Raw genomic sequence first — 24,841 nt, forward strand, 5'->3', positions numbered from 1 at the left:
ATGGAGTAAGTGTGGACCGAATCCACCATCAATCATAGAGGGTGAAAATTGACTCCTCTGTTCAAAAATTATGAACAACTCAGGAGGAGCCAATCCGGCTTATCGGGCAAGGCTGATGGTGGCAGGAGAGGCCTGTTCAAATGCCCGTTCGAGAATTTCAAGATTGGTAAGAACTTCAGATTCCTTGACGTAATTTGGCACGCCGGTGGTGAGAGTGGCATACAGCGCGTCGTAGACACGACCATAGTCGCCCGTTTCCGGTTTGATCTCTTCTTTCACCGTCACGCCTTCATCGTTGACGTACTCCAGCACGCCAACGGAATCATCTGCCGCAAAGCCCGGTTCACCCGGCATGATGTTGGCCTTCAGGCTGGTTTCCTGCTGATCAATACCGTATTTGATAAACGAACCTTTGGTGCCGTGAACGATAAACTTCGGATAGTCGATTTTCACCAGATGGCTGGTTTTGACAATCGCCTTTACATCGCCGTAAAACAGCTGCGCTTCAAAGGTGTCATCCGGATTGGCCTTATTGCGCAGGCTGCGGATGTCGTAGGCCACATGGTCCGGGCGACCAAACAACGAGATTATCTGATCCAGGGTGTGTACGCCCAGGCCATAGAACGCGCCATCCTGCGGCAAACCGGGGTGGGTTTCCACAACCGGACGGTAGTAATCGAAGTGGCTTTCCACTTCCACAATCTCACCAAGCTTACCGCTTTCAATCGCTTTTTTGGCGGTCAGGAAACAGGAATCAAAGCGACGGTTCTGATACGGCGTCACCGTCAGCCCTTTGTTTTGCGCCAGTTCAAACAGCACCTTCGCTTCAACCATCGTCGGGGTGAATGGCTTCTCAACCAGTACGTTCTTTCCGGCTTCCAGCGCCCGTTTCGCGTAGTCAAAATGGCTGTCCGCGTGGGTACAGATGACGACCAGTTTCACCTCAGGGTCGTTGAACACTTCATCAAGATCGCTGGTGAAATGGATGTGTGAGTAGATGGGCGCCTGCTCTTCCGGCTTCGCGTGACGGCGAAAAATATGGGCCACATGCCAGGTGTCTTTACGGTTGAGAACGTACGGAAGATGGTAGCGAGTCGCGCTCTTGCCGAACCCAATAAATGCGCAATGTAAGGTCATGATGCTGTCCTTTCAGAAGGTGATGACCTACACCATAGCGCAAAGCGGAGGGAGACTAAATGCGGGAAGTCCTTGAGGGCGCGCTGGCGCACCTGGAAACGGATTGCTCGCGCCTCGGGCGTGAGTGGCGCAGGCAGATTATTCACGGCCTGCGCACAGCAACCGGAGCGTACTTAATGTACGTGAGGAGCTCGAGCACTTCCCGGGGACAAAATGACAAGTAAGCCAGGCTGAAAAAAAACCAAAAAAAAAGCCAGCACCCGGCTGGCTAAAATAATACTGGAAGCAATGTGAGCAATGTCGTGCTTTCAGGTTTCTCCGCAAGGGTCTTCCTGAACGCAGAGCAATAATAATCATTCTCATTCGCAGTTGTCCAGTGATTTTTACAAAAAAATGCGGTTGACGACATTTTTAATCTCAGCGACTGTAAAGGCACAATTAACGATGAAGGAGAGCGGGAATGAGTGAGATCGTGATACGCCACGCTGAGACCAAAGATTACGACGCGATTCGTCAGATCCATGCCCAGCCGGAGGTGTATTACAACACGCTACAGGTTCCTCATCCTTCCAGCGAGATGTGGCAGACACGACTCGCCGAACAGCCCGGCATCAAACAACTTGTCGCCTGTATTGATGACCGCGTCGTCGGACACCTGTGCATTGCCGTCGCTTAGCGTCCGCGCCGGAGTCATGTCGCCGATTTTGGTATTTGTGTCGATACACAATGGCAAAACCACGGGGTCGCCAGCGCATTAATGCGTACCATGATCGATATGTGCGACAACTGGCTGCGCGTCGAACGCATTGAATTAACGGTGTTTGTCGATAATGCGCCCGCCGTGGCGGTGTATAAAAAATACGGTTTCGAAATTGAAGGCACCGGCAAAAAGTACGGCCTGCGTAACGGCGAGTATGTCGATGCATATTTTATGGCGCGGATGAAGTGACAAATTGCCCGGTGGCGCTACGCTTACCGGGCCTACAGCTGCACAAACGTAGGCTGGGTAAGGCGAAGCCGCCACCCGGCAACAAAATCAATACCCTGCGGCTAAATCGTCCACGGTGCGTGGGTCAGATGCACCGTACAACGTGCCGTCCGGCCCAACCATGATGCTTTGCGTGCTGCCCATCGCCTCTTTCAGCGCGACCTTCTGCCCTTTTTGCTCAAGCAGTTTAAGGGTATCCGGGCTGAAGCCTTTCTCCACACGCAACTCATCCGGCAACCATTGATGATGGAAACGCGGCGCATTGGTGGCTTGCGCCACGTTCATCCCGAAATCGATGCTATTGACCACCATTTGCAGCACGGTCGTGATAATACGACTCCCGCCAGGGCTGCCGGTGACCAGCCAGGTTTTACCGTCTTTCACCACGATGGTGGGCGACATCGACGACAGCGGACGTTTCTTCGGTCCAACGGCATTGGCATCGCCCCCCACCAGACCATAGACGTTAGGTACGCCCGGTTTGGCCGAAAAGTCATCCATCTCGTTATTCATCAGAATGCCGGTGTTACCCGCCACAATGCCGGTCCCGAAGGTGGTGTTGAGGGTATACGTCACCGCCACGGCGTTACCGTCTTTATCCACCACCGAGAAGTGAGTCGTCTGGTTACTCTCATAAGGCGCAAGCTTACCAGGGCGAATTTCACTGGAAGGTTTCGCCTTGTTGATATCAATCCGTTCGGCAATCGATTTGGCGTAATCTTTGTTGGTCAGCGCTTGCCACGGCACGTTCACAAAATCCGGGTCGCCCAGGTATTCCGAACGATCGGCGTAGGCCTGTTTCTCCGCTTCCGCCATCACCTGCATGGCGTCCGCACTGCCAAAGCCGTATTTCTTCATGTCGAAATTTTCAAGGATATTCAGGATCTGCACGATGTGGATCCCGCCAGAGGACGGGGGCGGCATTGAGAAGACCTGATACCCGCGATAGTCGCCGCCGATCGGCGTGCGCTCTACCGCCTGGTAGCCCGCCAAATCTTCTTTAGTCATCAACCCGCCGTTTTTCTGCATCTCCTGCGCAATCTGGTCGGCAATCGCCCCTTTATAGAAAGCCTCCGGCCCCTTTTCCGCAATCAGCTCCAGACTTTTTGCCAGGTTTTTCTGCACCAGCTTGTCGCCCTTTTTCAGCGGTTCGCCATCCTTCCAGAAGATAGCTTTGCTGTTCTCGTGATTCGGCAACACTTCACTGCCGTAGGTTTTCAGATCGTCCGCCAGCGCATCGTTAACCACAAAGCCCTCTTCAGCCAGCTTGATCGCCGGACGCACCACTTTGTTGAGCGGCAGGGTGCCATATTTTTCCAGCGCCAGTGAGAACCCAGCCACTGTGCCCGGCGTGCCGGAAGCCAGATGGGAGGTCAGCGATTTTTTACTGTCCGGATTGCCCTGATCGTCAAGGAACATGTCGCGTGTAGCGTTAGCCGGTGCCATTTCGCGAAAATCGATCGCCGTGGTCTTACCGTCTTTGGTCCGCAGCAGCATAAAACCACCGCCACCCAGATTCCCGGCCTGCGGATGCGTCACCGCCAGCGCATATCCCACGGCAACCGCGGCATCCACAGCGTTACCGCCCTGTTTGAGAATATCCACCCCCACCTTTGTTGCCATCGCATCCACCGAGGCCACCATCCCCTGTTTCGCGCGAACGGGATGGAACACATCCTCTTCCACGCCATACGACACCGGAGGCGGAGGAGGGGGAGCAGCGAGCACGCTGAAACAGCTTCCTGAGAGCAGAGCAGCAAGGGCTACCCGGCGTAAAAACGTCGGTTTCGTCATCGTTATTCTCCAAAGATGCGGGGTCAGCCCCCCACTAAGCCTGGTGCATAACTCTGAAATGATCATCGTTTCGCCAGGAAAGGGGTAAACTTAAGAGAGACCTCAGAGGAGGAAAGATGATGAAACGATGCTTAATTTTGGCAGCGCTACTGCCATTTGCCTGTCTCGCACAGCCGATTAACACCCTGAACAATCCGAACCAGCCGGGTTATCAGATCCCCAGCCAGCAGCGGATGCAAACGCAGATGCAAACACAGCAGATTCAACAGAAAGGGATGTTAAATCAGCAGTTAAAATCGCAGACGCAACTCCAGCAGCAAAACCTGCAAACGCAAATGAACAACAATCAGCAGCGGATCCAGCAGGGTCAGGTACGCGAACAGCCGTTACCGAATACCAACGGCGGAATGTTGAGTGGCAGTACGCGACAGGGGAGCGGCCAGCAACACATGCTACCGCCGCGTCAGAATGGCGATATGCTTAACCCGCAGCAGTAAAGTCCGGGCCAATCACGTCAATCGCATCGGTACAGATGCAGTCCACGCCCCAGCGCAGCAGTTCCGCCGCGCGCTGGGGTTTGTTGACGGTATACACCAGAATATGTAACCCCGCCGTTTTAAGCTGCTTAACCCGCGTTTCATCCAGCAGGGTGTGATTCAGGTGAATCGACACGCAGGCCAGGCGAGCGGTCAGTTCGCGCCAGTCATCACGCCACTCGTCAAGCAACAAACCTCGAGGTAACTCCACCGCGGCGGCCTGCGCCGCTTCCAGCGCATCGATGTCAAATGACGACAGCAGCGGTGCGGTCATCCCCTGCCATAGCGTACGCGCGGCGAGGGCTATCACTTTCCCCGTCTGTGGCCCGGTTCCGGTGGTCGGTTTAATTTCGATATTGGCCATCAGGCCATGCAGGCGACAGCGTTCTGCCACCTGCGAGAGTAGTGGGAGCGGTTCGCCTTTAAATTCGCCGCTGTACCAGCCGCCGGCATCCACCCGCAGCAAATCCTGCCAGCTGAGCTCCCCCGCCACGCCCCAGCCGTTGCTGGTGCGTTCAAGGTTGTCATCGTGCAGCAGGAAAATTTCCCCATCCTTCGACAGCTTCGCGTCGAACTCGATCATGGTATGTCCGTAGCGCGTGCCAACGTCGATCGCCGCCAGCGTGTTTTCCGGTGCCAGTTTACCGCCGCCGCGATGGGCGACGATGCGGGGATACGGCCAGTTACTCATACACGTTGTCCTGTTTCACCGTCAAAAAGGTGCAAATGATTTTCCGGCAGATGCAGCCACAGCGTGCTGCCTGCCTTTGGGCGCTCCTGATGGGCCAGACGCACCACCAGCTTTTGATCGCCCCAGCGACCGTGCGCCAGGTTGTCCGCGCCCAGCATCTCCAGCGTGTCCACCACCAGCGGCACGCCGCCTTCCGCCTGGGAGCTTAGCGCAATATGTTCCGGGCGGATACCCAGCGTCATTTTACGCCCGGCATAGCCGCGATAAAACCAGTTCACCGGTAGCGCCATGCCGCTCTCCAGTTCGAAGTGCGTACCCGCATGGCTGATGCGCCCTTCCAGCAGGTTCATCGCCGGACTGCCAATAAAGCTCGCGACAAAGCGGCTGGCCGGTTTTTCATAAACCTCCACCGGCGTGCCAATCTGCTCGGCAATGCCTTTGTTCATCACCATCACGCGCTGGGCGAGCGTCATCGCTTCGACCTGATCGTGGGTCACGTACAGCGAGGTGGTTTTCAGGCGACGGTGCAGATGCTGGAGTTCCAGACGCATCTGCACGCGCAGTTTGGCATCCAGGTTCGACAGCGGCTCATCAAACAGGAACACGGCGGGATCGCGCACAATGGCGCGCCCCATCGCCACACGCTGACGCTGGCCACCGGAGAGTTCGCGCGGACGACGTTTGAGCAGGCCGTCCAGTTCGAGAATACGCGCCGCCTCTTTCACTCGCTGCTCAATATGCCCCTTGCCCATCCCCCGGATTTTCAGCCCCCACGCCATGTTCTCTTCCACGCTCATGTGCGGGTAGAGCGCATAGTTCTGGAAAACCATCGCGATCCCGCGATCTTTTGGCTCCATTTCGGTCACGCGCTGACGGTCGATCCAGATATCACCGCTGGTGACACGCTCCAGTCCGGCCACCATCCGCAGAAGCGTTGATTTCCCGCAGCCGGATGGGCCGACCATCACAATAAATTCACCGTCCGCCACGTCCAGCGTCAGCGGTTGAATCACCTGGGTTTTACCATCCCAGCTTTTGGTTACTGCCTGTAATTTTAAACCTGCCATCGCGGTATCCTACTTCTCACTGTCCACTAAACCACGCACAAACGCCCGCTGCATGGCTAAAACGATAATGACCGGCGGGATGAGGGTCAGCAACATTGCCGCCATCACCTGATTCCACATGGTGGTGCCTTCGCCGGTGGCAATCATGCCTTTGATCCCCGCCACGGCAGTCCCCAGATTGACGTCAGTAATAATCAGCAACGGCCACAGATACTGGTTCCAGCCGTAGATAAAGGTGATGACGAACAACGCCGCCAGATTGGTTTTCGACAGCGGCAGCACGATGTCGCGGAAAAAACGCATCGGCGAGGCACCGTCAATACGCGCCGCTTCAATCAGTTCATCCGGCAGGGTCATAAAGAACTGGCGGAACAAAAAGGTGGCGGTTGCCGAGGCCATCAGCGGCAGCGTCAGCCCGGCGTAACTGTCGAGCATTTTCAGGTTGGCGATCACTTCCACCGTCGGGAAGATGCGCACTTCAACCGGCAGCATCAGGGTGATAAAAATCATCCAGAAGAACAGGTTACGCAGCGGAAAACGAAACCAGACGATGGCAAAGGCGGAAAGCATTGAGACCGCGATTTTCCCCACCGTAATGCCAAACGCCATGATGAAGCTGTTGAGCATCATCAGCCAGAACGGCGCGCTGTTCGCACCGACGCCGTTGACCCAGATGTTTTTCATGTTTTCCAGCAGATGCGTACCGGGGATAAGCGTCATCGGCGTTTCAAACACCGCGTTGTTGTCCAGCGTCGCCGCGACAAACGCGACGTACAGCGGGAACAAAATCACCGTAATCCCCAGTATCAGCATGGTGTGGCTGAATATCGTCAGCCCGCGACGGTTTTCAATCATTGGTAACGCACCTTACTTTCTACGTAGCGGAACTGCACCACCGTCAGAATGATGACGAGGAACATCAGCACCACCGACTGCGCGGCGGACGCAGAGAGATCCAGCCCGGCAAACCCTTCGCGGTAGATCTTATAAATCAGCGTCGTGGTAGCCTGCACCGGACCGCCTGCGGTCGCGGCATCAATAACCGGGAACGTATCGAAGAAGGCGTAGACCAGATTGACCACCAACAGGAAGAAACTCACCGGCGCGATCAGCGGTAGCGCCAGTTTGAAAAAGCGACGGATCGGCCCGGCGCCATCGATCGCGGCGGCTTCAACCAGCGAGCGCGGGATCGATTGCAGCGCGGCGAAGAAGAAAAGGAAGTTGTAACTAATCTGCTTCCAGACAGACGCAAAAACCACCAGGAACATCGCCTGTCCGCTGTTCTGCGCGTGGTTCCAGTCATAGCCAAACTGCTCAAGGAAATGGGTAATAAGCCCGCGGCCAGGATTAAACAGGAAGATCCACAATACGGCGGCCACCGCAGGCGCCACGGCATAGGGCAGCAGCATCAGCGTCTGATACAGACGACTGCCGCGCACCACGTAATCCACCAGCGCGGCGAAAAATAACGATACCAGCAGGCCGCTGAAGGTCACCAGCGCGCTGAATTTGATCGTCGTCCAGAAGGAGTCGAGGTAGTAGCTGTCATGAAACAGCGTGACGAAATTATCCAGCCCGACAAACTGGCTGGAAAGCCCAAACGGATCGACGCTTTGTAGTGAGTACCACAGCGCTTCACCCGCAGGCCAGATAAAGAAAATGACGGTGATCGCCAGTTGTGGCGCGACCAGCAAATAGGGCAGCCAACGCGAGCGGAACACCGGACGGGATGAGGACATAAGGGGTTGATTCCTGAACAATGCCGGGTGGCGCTTCGCTTACCCGGCCTACATGTGGCGCGTTGTAGGCCCGGTAAGCGAAGCGCCACCGGGCAAGTCACAGATTACGATTTGGTCGATTGCTCAAAGCGGCGCAGCAGTTGATTACCACGCTCGACGGCGGCATCCAGCGCCTGCTGCGGAGTTTTCTTGCCGGTCCACACGCCTTCCAGCTCTTCATCAACGATGGTGCGGATCTGCGGCATGTTACCCAGACGCAGCCCTTTGGTGAACGGTAATGGCGGCTTGTTCAACATCTGACGCGTCGCAATATCCGCACCGGGGTTCTTGTCATAGAAGCCCTGCTCGCGGGTCAGATCGTAAGCGGCTTTGGTGATCGGCAGATAGCCGGTCTTCTGATGCCATTCGGCCGCATTTTCCGGTTTTGCCAGGAAGTCGAGGAACTCGGCAACGCCTTTGTAGGTATCGTTGTCTTTGCCCTGCATCACCCACAGGCTCGCGCCGCCGATGATGGCGTTCTGCGGCGCGCCTTTGGCGTCCGCATCGTAAGGCATCATGCCTACGCCATAGTTGAATTTGGCGTAATGGCGGATATCAGCAAGCGATCCGGAAGAGGCAGTTGTGATAGCGCAATCGCCGTTATAGAACTTCTCGGTGGACTCGTCTTTACGTCCGAAGTAGCTGAAATCGCCCTTCTTGTTCAGTGCTTCCAGCAGCGCGATGTGTTTCACCTGCTCCGGTTTATTGAACTCCAGCACCGCATCAGTGCCGTCGAAACCGTTATTTTTAGTCGCCACCGGCAGACCGTGCCAGGCGCTGAAGTTTTCGATCTGGATCCAGCCCTGCCAGCCGCTGGCGTAGCCACACTTCATCCCTGCGGCTTTCAGCTTCGCGGTGTAGTCAGCCAGATCCTGCCAGGTTTTCGGCGGTTGCTCCGGATCTAAACCGGCTTTCTTGAAAGCGTCTTTGTTGTAGTACAGCACTGGGGTGGAACTGTTAAACGGCTGAGACAACAGATGCCCGGTTTTCGAATCGGTGTAGTAGCCAGAAACGGTCGGTACAAACTGCGATTCGTCGAAGTTAATCCCTGCGTCCTTGAACACTTCATAGACCGGCTTGATGGCTTTCGAGGCCATCATTGTCGCGGTGCCGACTTCATAAACCTGTAGCAGCGCTGGCGCATTTCCGGTACGGAACGCGGCGATGCCGGCGCTCAGGCTCTGTTCGTAGTTACCTTTGTACACCGGCACAATCTTGTAATCCGGGTGGGTGTCGTTGAAACGTTGCGCCAGGGAGTCAACTTCTTTACCCAACTCCCCTTCCATGGAATGCCAGAATGGAATGGTGGTAACGGCCATTGCGTTCGTCGCAAAAGCCAGACCAACCGCCAGACCCAAAGCTGTGTGTCGTAACGATGTCATTGTCATCATCTCTCTTATTGTGCCGGATGCGCGAAATCACGCGTTTTATGCTCGCGAGGTAACATGACATGCGCGAATGACAGAAAGATAACCGTTAGATGACGAAGCGGTGACAGTCAGGCTTCAGGTGAATGACGTTTCAGTGGCAAGAAAACAGAAAAAAGCCGGGTGGCGGCTTCGCCTTACCCGGCCTGGTCGATCCTGTGGGTCCGGTAAGCGTATGCGCCACCGGGCAATACAAACGGCTTGGTCTTGTAGGCCTGATAAGACGCAATGCGTCGTCATCAGGCATCACAGACCGTTTAACCGCCTAAATAGGCGCTGCGAACCGCTTCGTTGGCCAGAAGCGCGTCGCCGGTATCCTCGAGAACGACATGACCGTTCTCCAGCACGTAGCCGCGATCGGCCAGCTTCAGCGCCTGGTTAGCGTTCTGCTCAACGAGGAAGATGGTCATTCCCTGCTCGCGCAGTTGTTCGATGGTGTCGAAGATCTGCTGGATGATAATCGGCGCCAGTCCCAGAGAAGGCTCGTCAAGCAGCAGCAGACGCGGCTCGCTCATCAGTGCACGACCAATCGCCAGCATCTGCTGTTCACCGCCGGACATCGTACCCGCACGCTGAATACGACGTTCATGCAAACGCGGGAACAGTTCGTATACCCACTTGATGCGCTCCTGGAACTGGTCGCGCTCGGCAAAGAAGCCGCCCATCGCCAGATTCTCTTCCACCGTCATGCGGGAAAACACGCGACGCCCTTCCGGAACAATCGCTACCGCTTCACGCATGATTTTTGCCGTTTGCCAGTCGGTGATGTCTTTATCATCAAACACAATCCGACCGCTGGTCGCACGCGGATCGCCGCACAGCGTACCAAGCAACGTCGTTTTCCCGGCGCCGTTGGCACCAATCAGGGTCACAATCTCCCCCTGATTGATGTGCAGGCTCACCTCATGCAGCGCCTGAATTTTGCCGTAGTGGGCACTGACTTTGTCAAAGGACAACATGACTTTTTCCATCTTACGCCTCACCAAGGTATGCACGGATCACGTCCGGGTTATTACGAATCTGTTCCGGCGTCCCGTTCGCCAGCGGCGTGCCCTGGTTCACCACGTAAATACGGTCGGAAATCCCCATCACCAGCTTCATATCGTGCTCAATGAGCAGGATGGTGGTGTTGTGATGGTTGCGCAGCTCGGCAATCAGCTCGTCCAGCTCTTTGGTCTCTTTCGGATTAAGACCCGCAGCCGGTTCATCCAGCATCAGAATCTCTGGCTGTGTCACCATACAGCGGGCGATCTCCAGACGACGCTGGTCGCCATAGGCCAGGTTGCTGGCCTGACGGTTCGCGTGTTCCAGCAGACCGATACGCTCAAGCCAGGTGGCCGCACGATCCAGCGCTTCGCTCTGCGCCCGACGAAACGCCGGGGTTTTCAGCAGGCCGGAAAACACGCCGCTTTTCAGTTGCTGATGCTGTGCCACCAGCAGGTTTTCAATCACCGTCATTTCACGAAACAGACGTACGTGCTGGAAGGTTCGCACTACGCCCATACGGGCAATTTGTTGACCCGGCAGCCCTTCAAGGTGCTGATCGCGAAGCTTAATGGTGCCGCCCGTCGGCTTATAAAAACCGGTCAGGCAGTTAAACACCGTGGTCTTACCGGCGCCGTTCGGCCCGATCAGCGACACAATTTCCTGTGGATGCAGTTCCAGTTCAACGTTGTTGACCGCCAGCAGACCGCCGAAGCGCATCATCAGGCCGTTAACCGATAATAATGGCTGACTCATGCCTGCTCTCCTTTCGCTTCCCCGTTTTTCAGTTTCAACTGTGGACGGGTCATCGGCAGCAAGCCCTGCGGACGCCAGATCATCATCAGTACCATCAAACCACCCAGCATCAACATGCTGTATTCATTGAAGTCACGCATCAGCTCGCGGGAAACCACCAGCAGGATAGCCGCAAGGATCACCGCAAACTGTGAACCCATTCCGCCGAGTACCACGATCGCCAGCACAAACGCCGACTCGGCAAAGGTGAACGACTCGGGGCTGACAAAACCCTGACGCGCTGCGAACAGCGTGCCAGCGAAACCGGCAAACGCGGCGCTGATGGTAAAAGCGGTCAGTTTGATGCGCGTTGGGCTTAAGCCTAACGAGCGGCAGGCGATCTCATCTTCACGCAGCGCTTCCCACGCCCGTCCCAGCGGCATGCGCAGCAGACGGTTAATCACAAACAGGCTCAGCACCACCAGCAACAGTGCGACCAGATAGAGGAAAATCACGCGATCGGACGGATCGTATTTCACGTTAAAGAAGTTGCTGAAGGTATCCCAGCCGCCTTCACGCGCGCTCCGGCTGAACTCGAGGCCGAACAGCGTCGGTTTCGGGATCTGGCTGATGCCGTTCGGACCACCGGTGATCTCAGTATTGTTGAGCAGCAGGATACGGACTATCTCACCGAAGCCCAGGGTCACAATGGCCAGATAATCGCCGCGCAGGCGCAGCACCGGGAAGCCCAGCAGAAAACCCGCCGCCGCCGAAACCAGCCCTGCCAAAGGCAGGCAGGTCCAGAAGCCGAGACCGTAATAGTGGTTCAACAGCGCGAAGGTGTACGCGCCAATCGCGTAGAAGCCGCCGTAGCCCAGTACCAGCAGGCCGGAGAGCCCCACAACGACGTTCAGCCCCAGACCGAGGATGATGTAAATCATGGTCAGCGTGGCGATATCCACCGTGCCGCGTGAAACCATAAACGGCCACGCCACGGCAATCACCAGCAGCGCAATCAGGAACAACTTCTGCTTTACGGTTGAGCCATCAATGGCTGGCAGAATAAACTTCGGCCCGGAGACGCTCTTCAGGCTCTTCTGGAAGATCGGACGCAGCATCTGGAAGAAAAAGACCACGGCAGTACCGATAAACACCCACTGCCAGCGGATGTCGGTAGCGGTATCCACCACCAGTTTGGTGCCATCCAGTTGCAACTGAACGCCCATAAAGACGCCCGCCAGAACGAAGAACATCGCGGCAGAGAGCAGCGCCATCGCAAAATGCATCGGTTTCATACTTTCTCTACCTCCGGACGACCCAGAATCCCGGTCGGCATCACCAGCAGTACCAGAATCAACAGAGCGAACGACACCACGTCTTTGTATTCCGTACTCAGATAAGCAGAAGAAAGTGCTTCCGCGACGCCCAGAATCAGGCCGCCGATCATCGCGCCAGGGATGCTGCCGATCCCGCCGAGAACCGCAGCGGTGAAGGCTTTCATCCCGGCCATAAAGCCAATATAAGGGTTGATCACCCCGTAGAATTGTCCGAGTAGCACGCCAGCCACCGCCGCCATCGCCGCGCCAATCACAAAGGTCAGCGCAATCACGCGGTCAGTGTTAATCCCGAGCAGGCTGGCCATTTTCAGGTCTTCTGCGCAGGCGCGACAGGCGCGTCCCATGCGGGAGTAGCGGATAAAGATAGTCAGCGCCAGCATCGCCAGGAAGGTCACAATCCAGATAACCAGCTGCATGGTCGTGATCGAAGCAGAGAAGTTTTCGCTGGCACCCACCACCCATTGCCCGTTGAACAGGCTGGGTAGCGCCACGTCTCGCGAACCTTCCGTCAGGCTGACGTAGTTTTGCAGGAAGATGGACATCCCAATGGCGGAGATAAGCGCAATCAGACGCTTGGAACTGCGGACGGGCCGATAAGCCACCCGCTCGATGCTCCAGCCGTAGGCGCTGGCAATGATAATCGCCCCAATGAATCCGGCTGCCACCAGTAACCAACTGGTATCAATCCCCATCATCATCAGTGCCGCGATAATCATAAAAGAGACATAGCTACTGATCATGTACACCTCGCCATGGGCGAAGTTGATCATGCCGATAATGCCGTACACCATGGTGTAACCGATAGCGATCAGCGCGTAGGTGCTTCCCAGCGTGACGCCGTTAAACATCTGCTGCAAGAAATAAAGGAACTGCTCGGACATAAAATAACCTTTTCAACCCGACAAACCGGGATACTGAACCCACTCTAAATAATTCGAGTTGCAGGAAGGCGGCAAGTTTGCCCATCCCCGGGATGCGTACACAAGTACGTGACCGGGGTGGGTGAACGAAGCCAACGCATCTGCGGCTCGAAGTATGACGAGTGGTTGCCTTATTTGGCGGCGGTGGACGAGCCGTCCGCATGCCACTGGAAGACACCAAATTCAAATCCCTTCAGATCGCCTTTTTCATCCCATTTCAGCGGCCCAATCACGGTATCAGCACCGTTTGCTTTCAAATCTTTCACCAGATCCAGCGGCGCTTTGCTGCCGGAACGATCCAATGCCGTTGCCAGTGACTGCACGGCGGCGTAGGTGATCCATACATACGGACCGGTAGGATCTTTTTTATCGGCTTTCAGCGCATCAACAATCGCTTTGTTGGCCGGATCCTGATCATAGCGTTTTGGCATGGTAACCAGCATGCCCTCAGCCGCTTCACCGGCGATGTTCGACAGCGACGCATTGCCCACGCCTTCCGGCCCCATGAACGTGGTTTTCAGCCCGACGGATCGCGCCTGGCGCAGCATTTGCCCCATTTCCGGGTAGTAGCCGCCGTAATACACAAAGTCGATGTTCTCTTTTTTCAGGCGCGCGAGCAGCGCGGAGAAATCTTTCTCGCCTGCGGTAATACCATCAAAGAAGACGATATTGGCGTTTGCCGCTTTCAGCGAGTCCTGAACGGAACGCGCCAGCCCTTCACCGTACTGCTGTTTGTCGTGCAGGATGGCGATACGCTGCGGTTTTACCTGCTCAAGAATATACTTTGCCGCGGTCGGTCCCTGAGAGGAGTCCAGCCCGGCGGTACGCATGATGTGCGCGTAGCCACGCTGCGTCAGTTCCGGGTTAGTCGCACCAGGCGAGATCATCAGAATGCCTTCGTCTTCGTAGATATCCGACGCCGGCTGAGTGGAAGATGAGCAGAGGTGACCAATCACATACTGAATGCCGTCATTGACGATTTTGTTCGCCACTGCCACGGCCTGTTTAGGATCGCAGGCATCGTCATATTCCACGCCCACCAGTTTGTCGCCTTTGATGCCGCCTTTCGCATTGATGTCTTTAATGGCCTGACGTGCGCCGTTAAATTCCATGTCGCCCCACTGGGCTACCGGACCTGACATCGCGCCCACAACGGCAACTTTAATCTCCTCTGCCATCGCCGCCTGCGACATCGCCAGTGCGATCACCCCTGCGACGATCGTTTTCGCATTCCGTTTCATTTACTGAATCCCCATTCGTGATGTACTTATTTTGTATTTATATGGTTAAAAAGCAGACTGTGCTTTATTTGTACTACACTATTTTTACTAGTCTGATTAATGGTTTAGCGCAGTATTTTCCGCAAATACAGATTAAAATCTCTATTTTTCAGTCTATTAAGAACAGATAATATTCTGCTTTTCACCATAGATAAACAAAAAAAAGCACGCTTGTCAGCATAAAATAACGGGACAATGAGCCGAATAAAACACTGCCTTCCAGGGTATTATTCTGCCTGTTTTTCATTCTCTGATGTTTCGAACTGAGGTTCTGACCGTCACAAAATTAATCCCCTGCCAAATGATTTAAAAAAGAGAAAGCGTCCTGATGAATTATTTCGGTACACTGGCATTATCTTTTGTGATTTGGACATGCTGTCGATGAAGCTGACCATCATTCGTTTAGAACACTTTAGCGATCAGGACCTGATCGACCTGGGCAAAATCTGGCCGGAGTATTCCGCCGCCTCTTTAAGCGTAGATGAAACACACCGGATCTACGCAGCGCGATTTAATGAGCGATTGTTAGGTGCCGTAAGGGTCACCCTGAGCGGCACTCAGGGCGCGCTGGATTCGCTGCGCATCCGTGACGTCACGCGGCGTCGGGGAGTGGGGAGATATCTGGTGGAAGAGGTGATCCAGGATAATCCGGACGTCTCATCCTGGTGGATGGCGGATGTCGGCGTGGAAGACCGGGGGATCATGGCAGCGTTTATGCAGGTACTGGGCTTTACCGCGCAGCAGAACGGCTGGGAAAAGCGTTAAAAAAGTCGGGTGGCGCTAATGCTTACCCGGCCTACATTCGCTAGCGTATTTTCCCAGAACGGTAGGCCGGATAAGCGCCAGCGCCATCCGGCATTCAATTACTTCGCGTCGGTCGCCGTGCCGTTGGCATGCCAGTCGAAGACGCCGAATTCAAAGCCTTTCAGATCGCCCTTCTCATCCCACGACAGCGGTCCCATCACGGTTTCCACTGAGTTCGCTTTCAGCCAGGTGGCGATTTCAGCCGGATCGGCTGACTGGTTCAGGCCCGCCTGCAAAGATTGCAGCGCAGCGTAGGTGGTCCACACGAACGCACCGCTCGGATCCTGTTTCTTCGCCTTGATCGCATCAACGATAGGTTTGTTCGCGGGAACCTGATCGTAGTTCTTCGGTTTGGTCACCAGCAGACCTTCAGCCGATTCACCGGCGATATTAGACAGGGAAACGTTAGCAACCCCTTCCGGCCCCATGAACTGCGTTTTCAGGCCAGCAGCACGAGCCTGACGCAGGATCTGGCCCATTTCCGGGTGATAACCGCCGTAGTAGACAAAGTCGATATTCTCTTTCTTCAGACGCGCCACCAGCGTAGAAAAGTCTTTCTCACCGGCAGTGATACCGTCAAAGAACACCACGTTGGCATTACCCTTCTTCAGGTTCTCCTGCACGGCACGCGCCAGACCTTCACCGTACTGTTGTTTGTCGTGAACGATCGCGATGCGCTGCGGCTTCACTTTCTCCAGAATGTATTTCGCGGCGGTCGGGCCCTGGTCTGAGTCCAGGCCCGTGGTGCGCAGTACCAGTTTATAGCCACGCGCGGTCAGTTCCGGTGCCGTTGCCGCCGGGGTGATCATCAGAATACCTTCGTCTTCATAGATATCAGACGCAGGCTGAGTGGAAGAGGAGCACAGGTGGCCGATAACGTATTTGATGCCGTCATTGATCACTTTGTTTGCTACTGCGACCGCTTGTTTCGGGTCACAGGCATCATCATATTTTACGATCTGCAGTTTTTCGCCTTTGATACCACCTTTGGCATTAATGTCTGCAACCGCTTGTTCCGCACCAGTAAACTCCTGATCGCCGTACTGGGCTACCGGACCGGACATCGCACCCACAACAGCGACTTTAATATCGGCCTGAGCCATTGTGCTGAATGCCAACGCGATACATCCTGCCAGTAACGCTTTACCCTTCATATTCATCCTGACCTTCCCCATTCTTATGGTTATTACGACTATTGTGATGTTGTTGTGTAGCGCTTTATTTCATTTATAGATGTGCCGTTCGCGCATTTTCAGCACACTCTGCTAAAACATACCCCATTTTTATAATTTTGGAATAGCTAATTTCATATTCAAATAATAAGTGAACGACATAACGTCGTGCCGCCCGGTGAGGGACGGCACAGGTTTATCGTGTCAGCGAGTGGGTGATAATGCCGAGCGCCTGACGAAATTGCGCCTCAGGGATGGTAAGCGGATAGAGAAAACGAATAACGTTGCCATACACGCCGCAACTCAGCAACAGAAGTCCTTCCTGCAAGGCGCGGTCCTGCACCTGGCGGGTGAATTCCGGGGAGGGCTTCCCGGTGTGCGGGTCGTTAAATTCCACCGCCACCATCGACCCCTGAGCACGAATGTCGGCAATAAACGGACAGTCCGCTTTCGCCTGATTCAACGCGTCGACCAGCGTCGCGCCCAATGTGGCAGCGCGGGCGCAGAGCTGTTCTTCATCAATCACATCCAGTACCGCGTGTGCTGCCGCAACGGCCAGTGGATTCCCGGCATACGTCCCTCCCAGACCGCCAGGCGCAGGCGCATCCATCACCCCGGCACGGCCAGCCACCGCAGAGAGCGGCATCCCGCCCGCCAGGCTTTTCGCCATTGTCATCAGATCGGGCTGTACGCCATGATGCTCCATCGCAAACAGCTTGCCGGTACGAGCAAAGCCGGTCTGCACCTCATCGGCGATCAACAAGATACCGTGGGTATCACACAACGCCCGCAGCGCCTGCATGAAATCCGTTGGCGCAACATTAAAGCCCCCTTCGCCCTGAACCGGTTCAAGGATGATGGCGGCGACCTGATCCGGCGCGATATCCGCTTTGAAAATGCGCTCCAGACTTTGCAGCGCATCGGCAGTACTCACGCCGTGCAACGCATTAGGGTACTGGGCGTGATAAACCGAACCAGGAAACGGCCCAAAACCGATTTTGTAGGGCGCAACCTTACCGGTCAGCGCCATCGTCATGAAGGTCCGCCCATGAAATGCGCCGCTGAAGGTAATTAGCCCTGGGCGTTTGGTATACGCGCGGGCAATCTTCACCGCGTTTTCCACCGCCTCTGCACCGGTAGAGAAGAACGCCGTTTTCACCGGCCCCTGAATGGGAACGCGTGTGTTGATACGTTCAGCAAGCCGGACATAGCTTTCGTAAGGAACAATCTGGTAAGCGGTATGAGTAAAGGACTGGAGCTGTTTTTCAATCGCGGCGATGACTTTGGGGTGCCGGTGCCCGGTATTCAGCACCGCAATGCCGGCGGCAAAGTCGATCACCTCACGACCTTCCACATCCCACAACGTTGCGTTTTCCGCTCTCTCGGCGTAAAAGCCGCACATCACGCCGATCCCGCGCGGCGTCGCCTGCAAACGCCGTTCATTCAGTTCGTTATTTTTCATTTTCATCCCCTAAGATGCGCACAACCCATCGGTAAGTGTTTGCCAGGGGGGAGAAATTCGCCAGAGCAGGCGCTAAAAAAACAAAAACCCCGGACAGTTATCCAGGGTTTTAGCGGGGACTTCGCGGGCGTTACGCTTCGATAGCGGCGCGAAGTTTTTTCATGGCGTTCTTTTCAAGCTGACGCACACGTTCTGCGGAAACGCCGTAGCGATCGGCCAGTTCCTGCAGCGTGGACTTGTTATCTTCGTCCAGCCAGCGGGCGCGGATAATATCCTGGCTACGCTCGTCGAGACCTTCCATCGCGTGGGTCAATTTGTTGGCGGCCTGATCTTCCCAGTTATCCTCTTCAATACCATCGGCAAAGTTAGAGGTTTTATCCTGCAGATACAGCACCGGCGCCATCGGCTGGCTGTCGGATTCGTCGTCCGTGGACATATCAAAAGTCATGTCCTGTGCCGCCATACGAGATTCCATCTCGCGAACGTCTTTGCTGGAAACCCCCAGCTCACGCGCGACCATTTCCACTTCATCCTGATTAAACCAGCCCAGACGCTGCTTGGTTTTACGCAGGTTAAAGAACAGCTTACGCTGTGCTTTGGTGGTCGCCACTTTCACGATACGCCAGTTACGCAGGACGTATTCGTGGATCTCAGCTTTGATCCAGTGCACGGCGAAGGAAACCAGGCGCACACCCACTTCCGGGTTGAAACGGCGCACGGCTTTCATCAGGCCGATATTACCTTCCTGAATCAGATCCGCCTGCGGCAGGCCATAGCCCGCATAGTTACGAGCAACATGAACAACAAAGCGCAGGTGAGACAGGATCAGCGTCTTAGCTGCTTCCAGATCGCCCTGGTAATGCAGCTTTTCAGCCAGTGCCCGTTCCTCGTCAGCCGACAACATCGGCCACGCGTTCGCAGCCCGGATGTAAGACTCCAGGTTACCAACAGGGGCTAAAGCTAAATTTTGCATTTCTTTGGTCATTCAAATCCTCTCAAGTTTTATCGTCTGACACCACAGCGATAGACAGCAACAACCGTGCCAGCGTTAATGAGCAACGAGATTAGCATTCACTCTTTTATCAGACCGTGATTTTATCCACAAGTTCAATGCAACGTTGTGTATAAATTACGCACAAATTGTGACATGAAGATGAAAAGCGGGGAAGAGGCGACAGCAACTCTTTCCCTGCGAACGGAAACCCATTGCAGGGAAAGATTATACCACGCTTTTATTAATCGGGAGTAAAGTGACGTAAATGTTGAACCGTCGCAAGCCACGCCGCCACCCAGCCAATCATCGAGCAAACCAGCAGCAGTAACAGGCACTCATCGAACGATAAGCCATTGAGATCAAACTTCGTTCCGAAAACCTGTGCCACTTCCGTAACCGCCGACGACAGTCGCAACACCAAAATTTCTGACAAAATCAGTGAAAGAAATGCGCCGGAAAAACCGAGCAACGCACCGCCGTAGAGGAACGGACGCAGGATAAATCCATCCGTTGCGCCAATCAGTTTTTGCACGTTAATGGTATCGCGGCGGGCAAAAATGCTCAGTCGCACGCTGTTACCAATGACGAGGAAGACAGCGGCAACCATGAGTACGCCAATCATCGCCGACACGCGCCCGACCAGTCCGGTCAGCGCCGCCAGACGGGCAAACCAGCTGTCGTCCATCCGCACTTCATCAATCCCGTTGATGCGGGAGACCCGGTCACGCAATGTGTTCAGCGAATCGGTGCTCTGGAAGTCGAGCTTCGGGATCACCACCGCCACCGCAGGTAATGGGTTCTCTTCCAGCATATCCAGCGCGCCGCCGAAACCGGACCAGTTGCGGAATTCGCCGAGGGCATCTTCACGGGAAAGATAATTCACCTTTTCCACGCCCTGCTCGGCCTGCAGTTGGGCGACAACGCCTGCCGCCGCATCATCATCCAGCGTTTTTTGCAGATAAACGGTTATCTGCGGAGACGGATAATACTGCGTCGCCGCCTGATTAACGTTTTTGTAGACCATGTAGCAGACGCTCGGCAGGGTCAGGGAGATAGCAATCACCATCACCGTCAGAAACGTCGCCAGCGGTTTGCTTTTCAGATCCTGTAACGCGCCCTGGAACGCATAGCGCACCTGCTCGTTAAAGACGTTGGTTTTACGCGAGTTCGGCTTTGGCGACGGTTTCGCCCGCTTCGGCGCGTTACGCCCACCGTCGCCGGAAGAGCCGCCGGAACGACGGAAACGGTCCAGTCGTCCACCGAACTGTTTGATTTGGTTGATAGCGTCGCGCTTATTCACGAGCTTCGCCTCCATGCAAGTGACCATCGCTCAGGGTGAGCATGCGGTACGAACGACGGGAAATGAGCCCAATGTCGTGCGTTGCCATCAGTACCGTCACCCCAACGCGGTTAAACTCTTCGAACAGACGCAGGATCCCTTCCGACAGCGCGTCGTCCAGGTTACCCGTCGGTTCATCCGCCAGCAGTACTGCTGGCTTGTTCACCACCGCACGGGCGATACCGACACGCTGCTGTTCACCGCCGGAGAGTTGAATCGGGAAGTTCTTCGCTTTGTCCAGCAGTCCGACCTTGTCCAGCGCCGCCGACACGCGACGACGAATATCATCCCCGCTTGCTCCGGCGATAATCAGCGGTATCGCCACGTTGTCGAATACCGTTCTGTCCATCAACAGGTGGTGATCCTGGAAAATCATGCCGATCTGACGACGCAAAAACGGCACTTCACGGTTTTTCAGTCGCGTGATGTCATGCCCACTGAAGAGAATTTTCCCGGCGCTCGGCCGCTCAATCCCACAGATAAGCTTCAGTAGGGTACTTTTCCCCGCGCCGGAATGGCCGGTCAGAAACGCCATCTCGCCTGGCTGCATATGGAATGTCACTCCCTGCAGCGCTTGTCTCCCACCGAGATAGGCCTTGCTGACATGTTCAAAGCGAATCATTGTTAATCCTCTCGGGCAAAAAGTGCCTCTATAAAATCGTCCGCCTTAAACGGACGTAAATCCTCGATACGTTCGCCCACACCAATATAGCGGATAGGGATGCCAAACTGATCGGCCACCGAGAAGATAACCCCACCTTTCGCCGTACCGTCCAGTTTGGTCAGGGTAATACCGGTCAGGCCCACCGCTTCATGAAACAGTTTGGCCTGGCTTATCGCATTCTGCCCGGTGCTGGCGTCAAGCGTCAGCATAACTTCATGCGGTGCGTCTTCGTCCAGTTTCTTCATCACGCGAACGATTTTTTTCAGTTCTTCCATCAGATGCGATTTGTTTTGCAGGCGACCTGCGGTATCGGCAATCAGCACATCAATGTGGCGCGCCTTCGCTGCCTGAATAGCATCGAAGATAACGGAGGCGGAGTCCGCGCCAGTGTGCTGGGCGATCACCGGAATATTGTTACGCTGGCCCCAGACCTGCAATTGCTCAACCGCCGCCGCGCGGAACGTATCGCCCGCTGCCAGCATCACCGATTTACCCTGTTGCTCAAACTGACGCGCCAGCTTACCAATCGTGGTGGTTTTCCCCACGCCGTTCACGCCGACCATCAGAATAACAAACGGCGTTTTGCCCTCAACGTTCAGCGGCTCATCGACTTTCGCCAGAATGTCGCCCATCTCGTCTTTCAGCAGACCGTACAGCGCCTCGGCATCTTTAAGCTGTTTGCGGCTGGCGCCTTCTGTCAGATTGGTGATGATTTTACGCGTGGTTTCCACGCCCACATCGGCAATCAGCAGTTGTTCTTCCAGTTCTTCAAACAGATCATCGTCGATTTTTTTACCACGGAACAGGCTGATAAATCCGGAACCGAGATTTTCTTTGGTTTTCAGTAAGCTGCGTTTCAGGCGCGCGAAAAAGCCTTCTTTGGTCGGTTTTTCCTGCTCCTGAGCGATCTCATCGACCGGCGCGTCGTCTTCCGCCACCGGCACGACCATCAACGCGTCTTCCGCGGCTTGCGCCGCCAGCGCCTGTGCTTCCAGCTCTTCGTCGGTCAGTTCCGGCTCGTTTTGCGCCTCTTCTTCCACCGCGTCAACAATCTCAACGGTTTCCGCTTCCGCCTGCCACTCTTGCGCTGAGGTTTCCTTTTCGGCGTTCACCTCTTCCGGCAGCGGCAGCTCTTCGTGTTCGACGGCAATCTGCGGCTCAACGCGCGCTTCAGCGACGGCGGGCGCGGGTTCAGCAGACTGGAACGTTTCGATTTCCTGAACTTGTTCAGTCACCTCAACCACTTCTTCAGCAAAGGCTTCTGTTTCTTCTTTGCTGTGAACCGGCGCTTGCGCTTCTACATCAACCGCCGTTTCAACGGGTGCGTCGGGCGGTAATTGCGCGTCAACACCCTGCTGCTCTTCGGTTTTTTGTTCTTGTTCCTGCTCTTTTTCACCAAAGCCCAGCCAGGAAAAGAAGCCACGTTTTTTCTGTTTTGCCATTTGCGATTACACCCCTCGCGGCCCTATGCATTTCATCTTTCAGGCTGCCTCTTTGTTGGCTGCGCTCAAAAACCCCAGTCACATCGTCTTCTATGCTCCAGGGGATTTTATCGCTTGCCGCCTCGATGCATCCTGAATGATTTTATGCATATATACATGGAAGCTAAAAAAATGATGAAATAGTCTATCACTTTACTTAATCCACATCACCGCCTGGAATCATCTGCAAGCGGCGGTTTGAGCAACAGAAATGAAAAAACCGAATCACTCTGGCAGCGGCCAAATCCGCATTATTGGCGGGCAATGGCGCGGCCGCAAACTCCCGGTCCCCGACAGCCCCGGTCTACGTCCGACAACCGACCGCGTGCGTGAGACGCTGTTTAACTGGCTGGCACCGGTGATGGTAGAGGCCCATTGTCTGGACTGTTTCGCCGGAAGCGGCGCGCTGGGGCTGGAAGCGTTGTCACGCTATGCCGCCAGTGCGACGCTGCTGGAGATGGATCGCGCGGTCTCTCAGCAATTACAAAAGAACCTGGCTACGCTGAAAGCAGGGAATGCAAAAGTCGTGAATACCAATACCCTGATATTCCTGGCGCAGCCGGGCACCCCGCACAACGTGGTGTTTGTCGACCCGCCGTTTCGTAAAGGGTTACTGGAAGAGACCTTAAGCCTGCTGGAAAATCACGGCTGGCTGGCAGATGTTGCCTGGATTTACGTGGAAAGCGAAGTGGAAAACGGTCTGCCGCCCGTGCCGACGAACTGGTCGTTGTACCGGGAAAAAATCGCCGGGCAGGTAGCGTACCGTTTGTATCAACGCGAAGCACAAGGAGAAAGCGATGCTGATTAATCTTGGTCGACTACTGATGCTCGGCGTGTGGGCATTCTTATTGTTAAACCTGGTGCAACCCTTCCCGCGCCCGCTCAACATCTTCGTTAACGTCGCCCTCGTGTTCATGGTGCTGATGCACGGCATGCAACTGGCGCTGCTGAAGTCCACCCTGCCCAAAGATGGGCCACAAATGACCACCGGCGAGAAGGTGCGTATTTTCCTGTTTGGCGTGTTTGAACTGCTGGTCTGGCAGAAGAAGTTTAACGTCAAAAAGTAATGCTACGGCTGAGCGACAAAATCGACGAAGCGCGATCCCTTGTAGCTCAGCGTCCCTTTCTCCCCCACCGTCAGCGCATAGTACTGCGTCGCGTCAAGGCGGAATGTCTTTTCCAGCCCACCGTTCTGCGGCTTAAAGCTGACCTCATAGCGCATGCTGGTTCCCGCCGGCGTGACCTGCTGCTGTCGGGAACGTCGGTCGTTGATGGGCTTTTCACGCTTATTGCTGACCACCATCTGCGCCTGCCGAAGCGGTGCCGCATCGTTATCGGCTTTTTCCCGCCGCTGCTGCATAAAGCGAAATGAGGCGGCAACAATAATTAACACAATGATAATAATGAAGAAAAGTGGCGGCTTACTCATATTGATAACCCATCAGAAAATGCGGAAATAAGCATACCTTGCCCGTTATGGTGTTGTCATCAGGTGGTCGCGGCCTCTACACTGAACACCAGGGTTGTGAGCATACCGCTTACGAAAAAATAACGAATTCAAGGAACTAAGATGCTTTGGTCGTTTATCGCTGTCTGCCTTTCCGCATGGTTATTTGTGGATGCCTCCTACCGTGGACCCACCTGGCAACGCTGGGTCTTTAAACCCGTCACCTTATTACTCCTGCTGTTACTGGCCTGGCAAGCGCCGATGTTCAACGCCGTGAGCTATCTGGTACTGGCCGGTCTTTGCGCTTCACTGGTTGGCGATGCGCTGACATTATTGCCGCGTCAGCGACTGCTCTACGCGATTGGCGCGTTTTTCCTTTCGCACCTGCTGTATACCATCTATTTTGCCAGCCAGATGACGCTCTCTTTCTTCTGGCCGCTGCCGCTGGTGCTGATGGTGCTGGGCGCACTGCTGATTGCGGTGATCTGGACACGTCTTGAAGAGTTGCGCTGGCCGGTATGTACCTTTATCGCCATGACGCTGGTCATGGTCTGGCTGGCCGGCGAACTGTGGTTCTTCCGTCCCACCGCGCCTGTGCTGTCGGCGTTTTTGGGCGCGTCGCTGCTGTTTATTGGCAACATTGTCTGGCTGGGCAGTCACTACCGCTGTCGTTTCCGTGCGGACAACGCCATCGCCGCCGCCTGCTACTTTGCAGGGCACTTCCTGATCGTCCGTTCGCTTTATCTCTAATAATGCTTGACTCTGGAGTCGACTCCAGAGTGTATCCTCCGGTTAATGAGAAAA

Annotated in this window: 24 protein-coding genes and 1 pseudogene; 6 read left to right on the top strand and 19 right to left on the bottom strand. The window is 55.1% G+C overall.

What is annotated here, in order from left to right; translation table 11 throughout:
• Positions 1–99 precede the first annotated feature (99 nt).
• Positions 100–1,137, bottom strand: coding sequence for an oxidoreductase (locus GBC03_02855; protein ID QFS69225.1), 1,038 nt, complete (start codon positions 1,135–1,137; stop codon positions 100–102).
• A 460-nt stretch (positions 1,138–1,597) separates the two neighbouring features.
• Between GBC03_02855 and GBC03_02860 the strand changes: the two are divergent.
• Positions 1,598–2,086: pseudogene (locus GBC03_02860) on the top strand (N-acetyltransferase).
• Between the two features lie 87 nt (positions 2,087–2,173).
• On the opposite strand, the gene GBC03_02865 reads toward GBC03_02860, so the two are convergent.
• A complete protein-coding gene (locus tag GBC03_02865) occupies positions 2,174–3,919 on the bottom strand; it encodes a gamma-glutamyltransferase (GenBank protein ID QFS69226.1) in 1,746 nt (581 codons plus the stop codon).
• A 119-nt stretch (positions 3,920–4,038) separates the two neighbouring features.
• On the opposite strand from GBC03_02865, the gene GBC03_02870 reads away from it, so the two are divergent.
• Positions 4,039–4,416, top strand: coding sequence for a DUF2756 family protein (locus tag GBC03_02870; protein QFS73895.1), 378 nt, complete (start codon positions 4,039–4,041; stop codon positions 4,414–4,416).
• Here GBC03_02870 and ugpQ read toward each other — a convergent pair.
• The 10 genes from ugpQ to livk all read right to left on the bottom strand — a co-directional run bounded on the left by ugpQ (position 4,400) and on the right by livk (position 14,635).
• The gene (gene ugpQ, locus GBC03_02875; GenBank protein QFS69227.1) at positions 4,400–5,146 is read right to left on the bottom strand and encodes a glycerophosphodiester phosphodiesterase; all 747 of its coding nucleotides are present in this window, start codon (positions 5,144–5,146) and stop codon (positions 4,400–4,402) included. The genes GBC03_02870 and ugpQ overlap by 17 nt on opposite strands.
• On the bottom strand, positions 5,143–6,213 hold the full coding sequence (ugpC, locus tag GBC03_02880; protein QFS69228.1) for a sn-glycerol-3-phosphate ABC transporter ATP-binding protein UgpC: 1,071 nt from the start codon (positions 6,211–6,213) through the stop codon (positions 5,143–5,145). Before ugpC ends, ugpQ begins: the two co-directional genes overlap by 4 nt.
• Before the next feature lie 9 nt (positions 6,214–6,222).
• Positions 6,223–7,068, bottom strand: a complete 846-nt coding sequence (gene ugpE / locus GBC03_02885; protein QFS69229.1) for a sn-glycerol-3-phosphate ABC transporter permease UgpE — start codon at positions 7,066–7,068, stop codon at positions 6,223–6,225.
• On the bottom strand, positions 7,065–7,952 hold the full coding sequence (ugpA, locus tag GBC03_02890) for a sn-glycerol-3-phosphate ABC transporter permease UgpA (GenBank protein QFS69230.1): 888 nt from the start codon (positions 7,950–7,952) through the stop codon (positions 7,065–7,067). The genes ugpE and ugpA overlap by 4 nt, the downstream gene beginning before the upstream one ends.
• 104 nt (positions 7,953–8,056) lie before the next feature.
• Complete coding sequence (gene ugpB, locus GBC03_02895) at positions 8,057–9,373, bottom strand: sn-glycerol-3-phosphate ABC transporter substrate-binding protein UgpB (protein ID QFS69231.1); 1,317 nt, start codon at positions 9,371–9,373, stop codon at positions 8,057–8,059.
• A 302-nt stretch (positions 9,374–9,675) separates the two neighbouring features.
• Positions 9,676–10,389, bottom strand: coding sequence for a high-affinity branched-chain amino acid ABC transporter ATP-binding protein LivF (gene livF, locus GBC03_02900; GenBank protein ID QFS69232.1), 714 nt, complete (start codon positions 10,387–10,389; stop codon positions 9,676–9,678).
• A gap of 1 nt (position 10,390) precedes the next feature.
• The gene (gene livG, locus GBC03_02905) at positions 10,391–11,158 is read right to left on the bottom strand and encodes a high-affinity branched-chain amino acid ABC transporter ATP-binding protein LivG (GenBank protein QFS69233.1); all 768 of its coding nucleotides are present in this window, start codon (positions 11,156–11,158) and stop codon (positions 10,391–10,393) included.
• Positions 11,155–12,432 (bottom strand): high-affinity branched-chain amino acid ABC transporter permease LivM, encoded by a 1,278-nt coding sequence (livM, locus tag GBC03_02910; protein QFS69234.1) that lies wholly within the window; start codon positions 12,430–12,432, stop codon positions 11,155–11,157. The genes livG and livM overlap by 4 nt, the downstream gene beginning before the upstream one ends.
• Positions 12,429–13,355 (bottom strand): high-affinity branched-chain amino acid ABC transporter permease LivH, encoded by a 927-nt coding sequence (gene livH / locus GBC03_02915; protein QFS69235.1) that lies wholly within the window; start codon positions 13,353–13,355, stop codon positions 12,429–12,431. Before livH ends, livM begins: the two co-directional genes overlap by 4 nt.
• Before the next feature lie 170 nt (positions 13,356–13,525).
• The gene (livk, locus tag GBC03_02920; GenBank protein ID QFS69236.1) at positions 13,526–14,635 is read right to left on the bottom strand and encodes a high-affinity branched-chain amino acid ABC transporter substrate-binding protein LivK; all 1,110 of its coding nucleotides are present in this window, start codon (positions 14,633–14,635) and stop codon (positions 13,526–13,528) included.
• 420 nt (positions 14,636–15,055) lie between these two features.
• Here livk and panM point away from each other — a divergent pair, with 420 nt between their 5' ends.
• The gene (panM, locus tag GBC03_02925) at positions 15,056–15,439 is read left to right on the top strand and encodes an aspartate 1-decarboxylase autocleavage activator PanM (protein ID QFS73896.1); all 384 of its coding nucleotides are present in this window, start codon (positions 15,056–15,058) and stop codon (positions 15,437–15,439) included.
• Between the two features lie 98 nt (positions 15,440–15,537).
• On the opposite strand, the gene GBC03_02930 is transcribed toward panM, so the two are convergent.
• The 6 genes from GBC03_02930 to ftsY all read right to left on the bottom strand — a co-directional run bounded on the left by GBC03_02930 (position 15,538) and on the right by ftsY (position 22,551).
• Entirely contained in the window at positions 15,538–16,638 is a 1,101-nt protein-coding gene (locus GBC03_02930) for a high-affinity branched-chain amino acid ABC transporter substrate-binding protein (GenBank protein ID QFS69237.1), read from the bottom strand.
• Positions 16,639–16,846: 208 nt separating this feature from the next.
• Complete coding sequence (locus tag GBC03_02935; protein ID QFS69238.1) at positions 16,847–18,112, bottom strand: 4-aminobutyrate--2-oxoglutarate transaminase; 1,266 nt, start codon at positions 18,110–18,112, stop codon at positions 16,847–16,849.
• Positions 18,113–18,242: 130 nt separating this feature from the next.
• Entirely contained in the window at positions 18,243–19,097 is an 855-nt protein-coding gene (rpoH, locus tag GBC03_02940; protein QFS69239.1) for an RNA polymerase sigma factor RpoH, read from the bottom strand.
• A gap of 250 nt (positions 19,098–19,347) precedes the next feature.
• Entirely contained in the window at positions 19,348–20,406 is a 1,059-nt protein-coding gene (gene ftsX / locus GBC03_02945; protein ID QFS69240.1) for a cell division protein FtsX, read from the bottom strand.
• Positions 20,399–21,067, bottom strand: coding sequence for a cell division ATP-binding protein FtsE (gene ftsE / locus GBC03_02950; protein ID QFS69241.1), 669 nt, complete (start codon positions 21,065–21,067; stop codon positions 20,399–20,401). The genes ftsX and ftsE overlap by 8 nt, the downstream gene beginning before the upstream one ends.
• A 2-nt stretch (positions 21,068–21,069) precedes the next feature.
• Positions 21,070–22,551, bottom strand: coding sequence for a signal recognition particle-docking protein FtsY (gene ftsY / locus GBC03_02955; GenBank protein ID QFS69242.1), 1,482 nt, complete (start codon positions 22,549–22,551; stop codon positions 21,070–21,072).
• A gap of 250 nt (positions 22,552–22,801) precedes the next feature.
• Here ftsY and rsmD point away from each other — a divergent pair, with 250 nt between their 5' ends.
• Positions 22,802–23,398 carry a 16S rRNA (guanine(966)-N(2))-methyltransferase gene (gene rsmD, locus GBC03_02960; GenBank protein ID QFS69243.1) on the top strand — a complete coding sequence of 199 codons (597 nt, stop codon included), beginning with the start codon at positions 22,802–22,804 and terminating at the stop codon, positions 23,396–23,398.
• On the top strand, positions 23,388–23,657 hold the full coding sequence (locus tag GBC03_02965; GenBank protein ID QFS69244.1) for a DUF1145 family protein: 270 nt from the start codon (positions 23,388–23,390) through the stop codon (positions 23,655–23,657). Before rsmD ends, GBC03_02965 begins: the two co-directional genes overlap by 11 nt.
• A gap of 2 nt (positions 23,658–23,659) precedes the next feature.
• On the opposite strand, the gene GBC03_02970 is transcribed toward GBC03_02965, so the two are convergent.
• The gene (locus GBC03_02970; GenBank protein QFS69245.1) at positions 23,660–24,019 is read right to left on the bottom strand and encodes a DUF2500 family protein; all 360 of its coding nucleotides are present in this window, start codon (positions 24,017–24,019) and stop codon (positions 23,660–23,662) included.
• A 141-nt stretch (positions 24,020–24,160) separates the two neighbouring features.
• On the opposite strand from GBC03_02970, the gene GBC03_02975 reads away from it, so the two are divergent.
• Complete coding sequence (locus tag GBC03_02975; GenBank protein ID QFS69246.1) at positions 24,161–24,787, top strand: lysoplasmalogenase; 627 nt, start codon at positions 24,161–24,163, stop codon at positions 24,785–24,787.
• Positions 24,788–24,841 lie beyond the last annotated feature (54 nt).

It is taken from the genome of Citrobacter telavivensis (assembly GCA_009363175.1).
GTDB lineage: Bacteria > Pseudomonadota > Gammaproteobacteria > Enterobacterales > Enterobacteriaceae > Citrobacter_A > Citrobacter_A telavivensis.

Coding starts and splice junctions, on each gene's coding strand:
- ugpA (QFS69230.1), bottom strand. CDS start 7,952: ATGTCCTCATCCCGTCCGGTGTTCCGCTCGCGTTGGCTGCCCTATTTG.
- livM (QFS69234.1), bottom strand. CDS start 12,432: ATGAAACCGATGCATTTTGCGATGGCGCTGCTCTCTGCCGCGATGTTC.
- GBC03_02855 (QFS69225.1), bottom strand. CDS start 1,137: ATGACCTTACATTGCGCATTTATTGGGTTCGGCAAGAGCGCGACTCGC.
- livk (QFS69236.1), bottom strand. CDS start 14,635: ATGAAACGGAATGCGAAAACGATCGTCGCAGGGGTGATCGCACTGGCG.
- GBC03_02970 (QFS69245.1), bottom strand. CDS start 24,019: ATGAGTAAGCCGCCACTTTTCTTCATTATTATCATTGTGTTAATTATT.
- GBC03_02865 (QFS69226.1), bottom strand. CDS start 3,919: ATGACGAAACCGACGTTTTTACGCCGGGTAGCCCTTGCTGCTCTGCTC.
- rsmD (QFS69243.1), top strand. CDS start 22,802: ATGAAAAAACCGAATCACTCTGGCAGCGGCCAAATCCGCATTATTGGC.
- livH (QFS69235.1), bottom strand. CDS start 13,355: ATGTCCGAGCAGTTCCTTTATTTCTTGCAGCAGATGTTTAACGGCGTC.
- GBC03_02965 (QFS69244.1), top strand. CDS start 23,388: ATGCTGATTAATCTTGGTCGACTACTGATGCTCGGCGTGTGGGCATTC.
- livF (QFS69232.1), bottom strand. CDS start 10,389: ATGGAAAAAGTCATGTTGTCCTTTGACAAAGTCAGTGCCCACTACGGC.
- ugpE (QFS69229.1), bottom strand. CDS start 7,068: ATGATTGAAAACCGTCGCGGGCTGACGATATTCAGCCACACCATGCTG.
- GBC03_02975 (QFS69246.1), top strand. CDS start 24,161: ATGCTTTGGTCGTTTATCGCTGTCTGCCTTTCCGCATGGTTATTTGTG.
- GBC03_02930 (QFS69237.1), bottom strand. CDS start 16,638: ATGAATATGAAGGGTAAAGCGTTACTGGCAGGATGTATCGCGTTGGCA.
- ugpQ (QFS69227.1), bottom strand. CDS start 5,146: ATGAGTAACTGGCCGTATCCCCGCATCGTCGCCCATCGCGGCGGCGGT.
- ugpC (QFS69228.1), bottom strand. CDS start 6,213: ATGGCAGGTTTAAAATTACAGGCAGTAACCAAAAGCTGGGATGGTAAA.
- livG (QFS69233.1), bottom strand. CDS start 11,158: ATGAGTCAGCCATTATTATCGGTTAACGGCCTGATGATGCGCTTCGGC.
- GBC03_02870 (QFS73895.1), top strand. CDS start 4,039: ATGAAACGATGCTTAATTTTGGCAGCGCTACTGCCATTTGCCTGTCTC.
- ugpB (QFS69231.1), bottom strand. CDS start 9,373: ATGACATCGTTACGACACACAGCTTTGGGTCTGGCGGTTGGTCTGGCT.
- panM (QFS73896.1), top strand. CDS start 15,056: ATGAAGCTGACCATCATTCGTTTAGAACACTTTAGCGATCAGGACCTG.
- rpoH (QFS69239.1), bottom strand. CDS start 19,097: ATGACCAAAGAAATGCAAAATTTAGCTTTAGCCCCTGTTGGTAACCTG.
- GBC03_02935 (QFS69238.1), bottom strand. CDS start 18,112: ATGAAAAATAACGAACTGAATGAACGGCGTTTGCAGGCGACGCCGCGC.
- ftsE (QFS69241.1), bottom strand. CDS start 21,067: ATGATTCGCTTTGAACATGTCAGCAAGGCCTATCTCGGTGGGAGACAA.
- ftsY (QFS69242.1), bottom strand. CDS start 22,551: ATGGCAAAACAGAAAAAACGTGGCTTCTTTTCCTGGCTGGGCTTTGGT.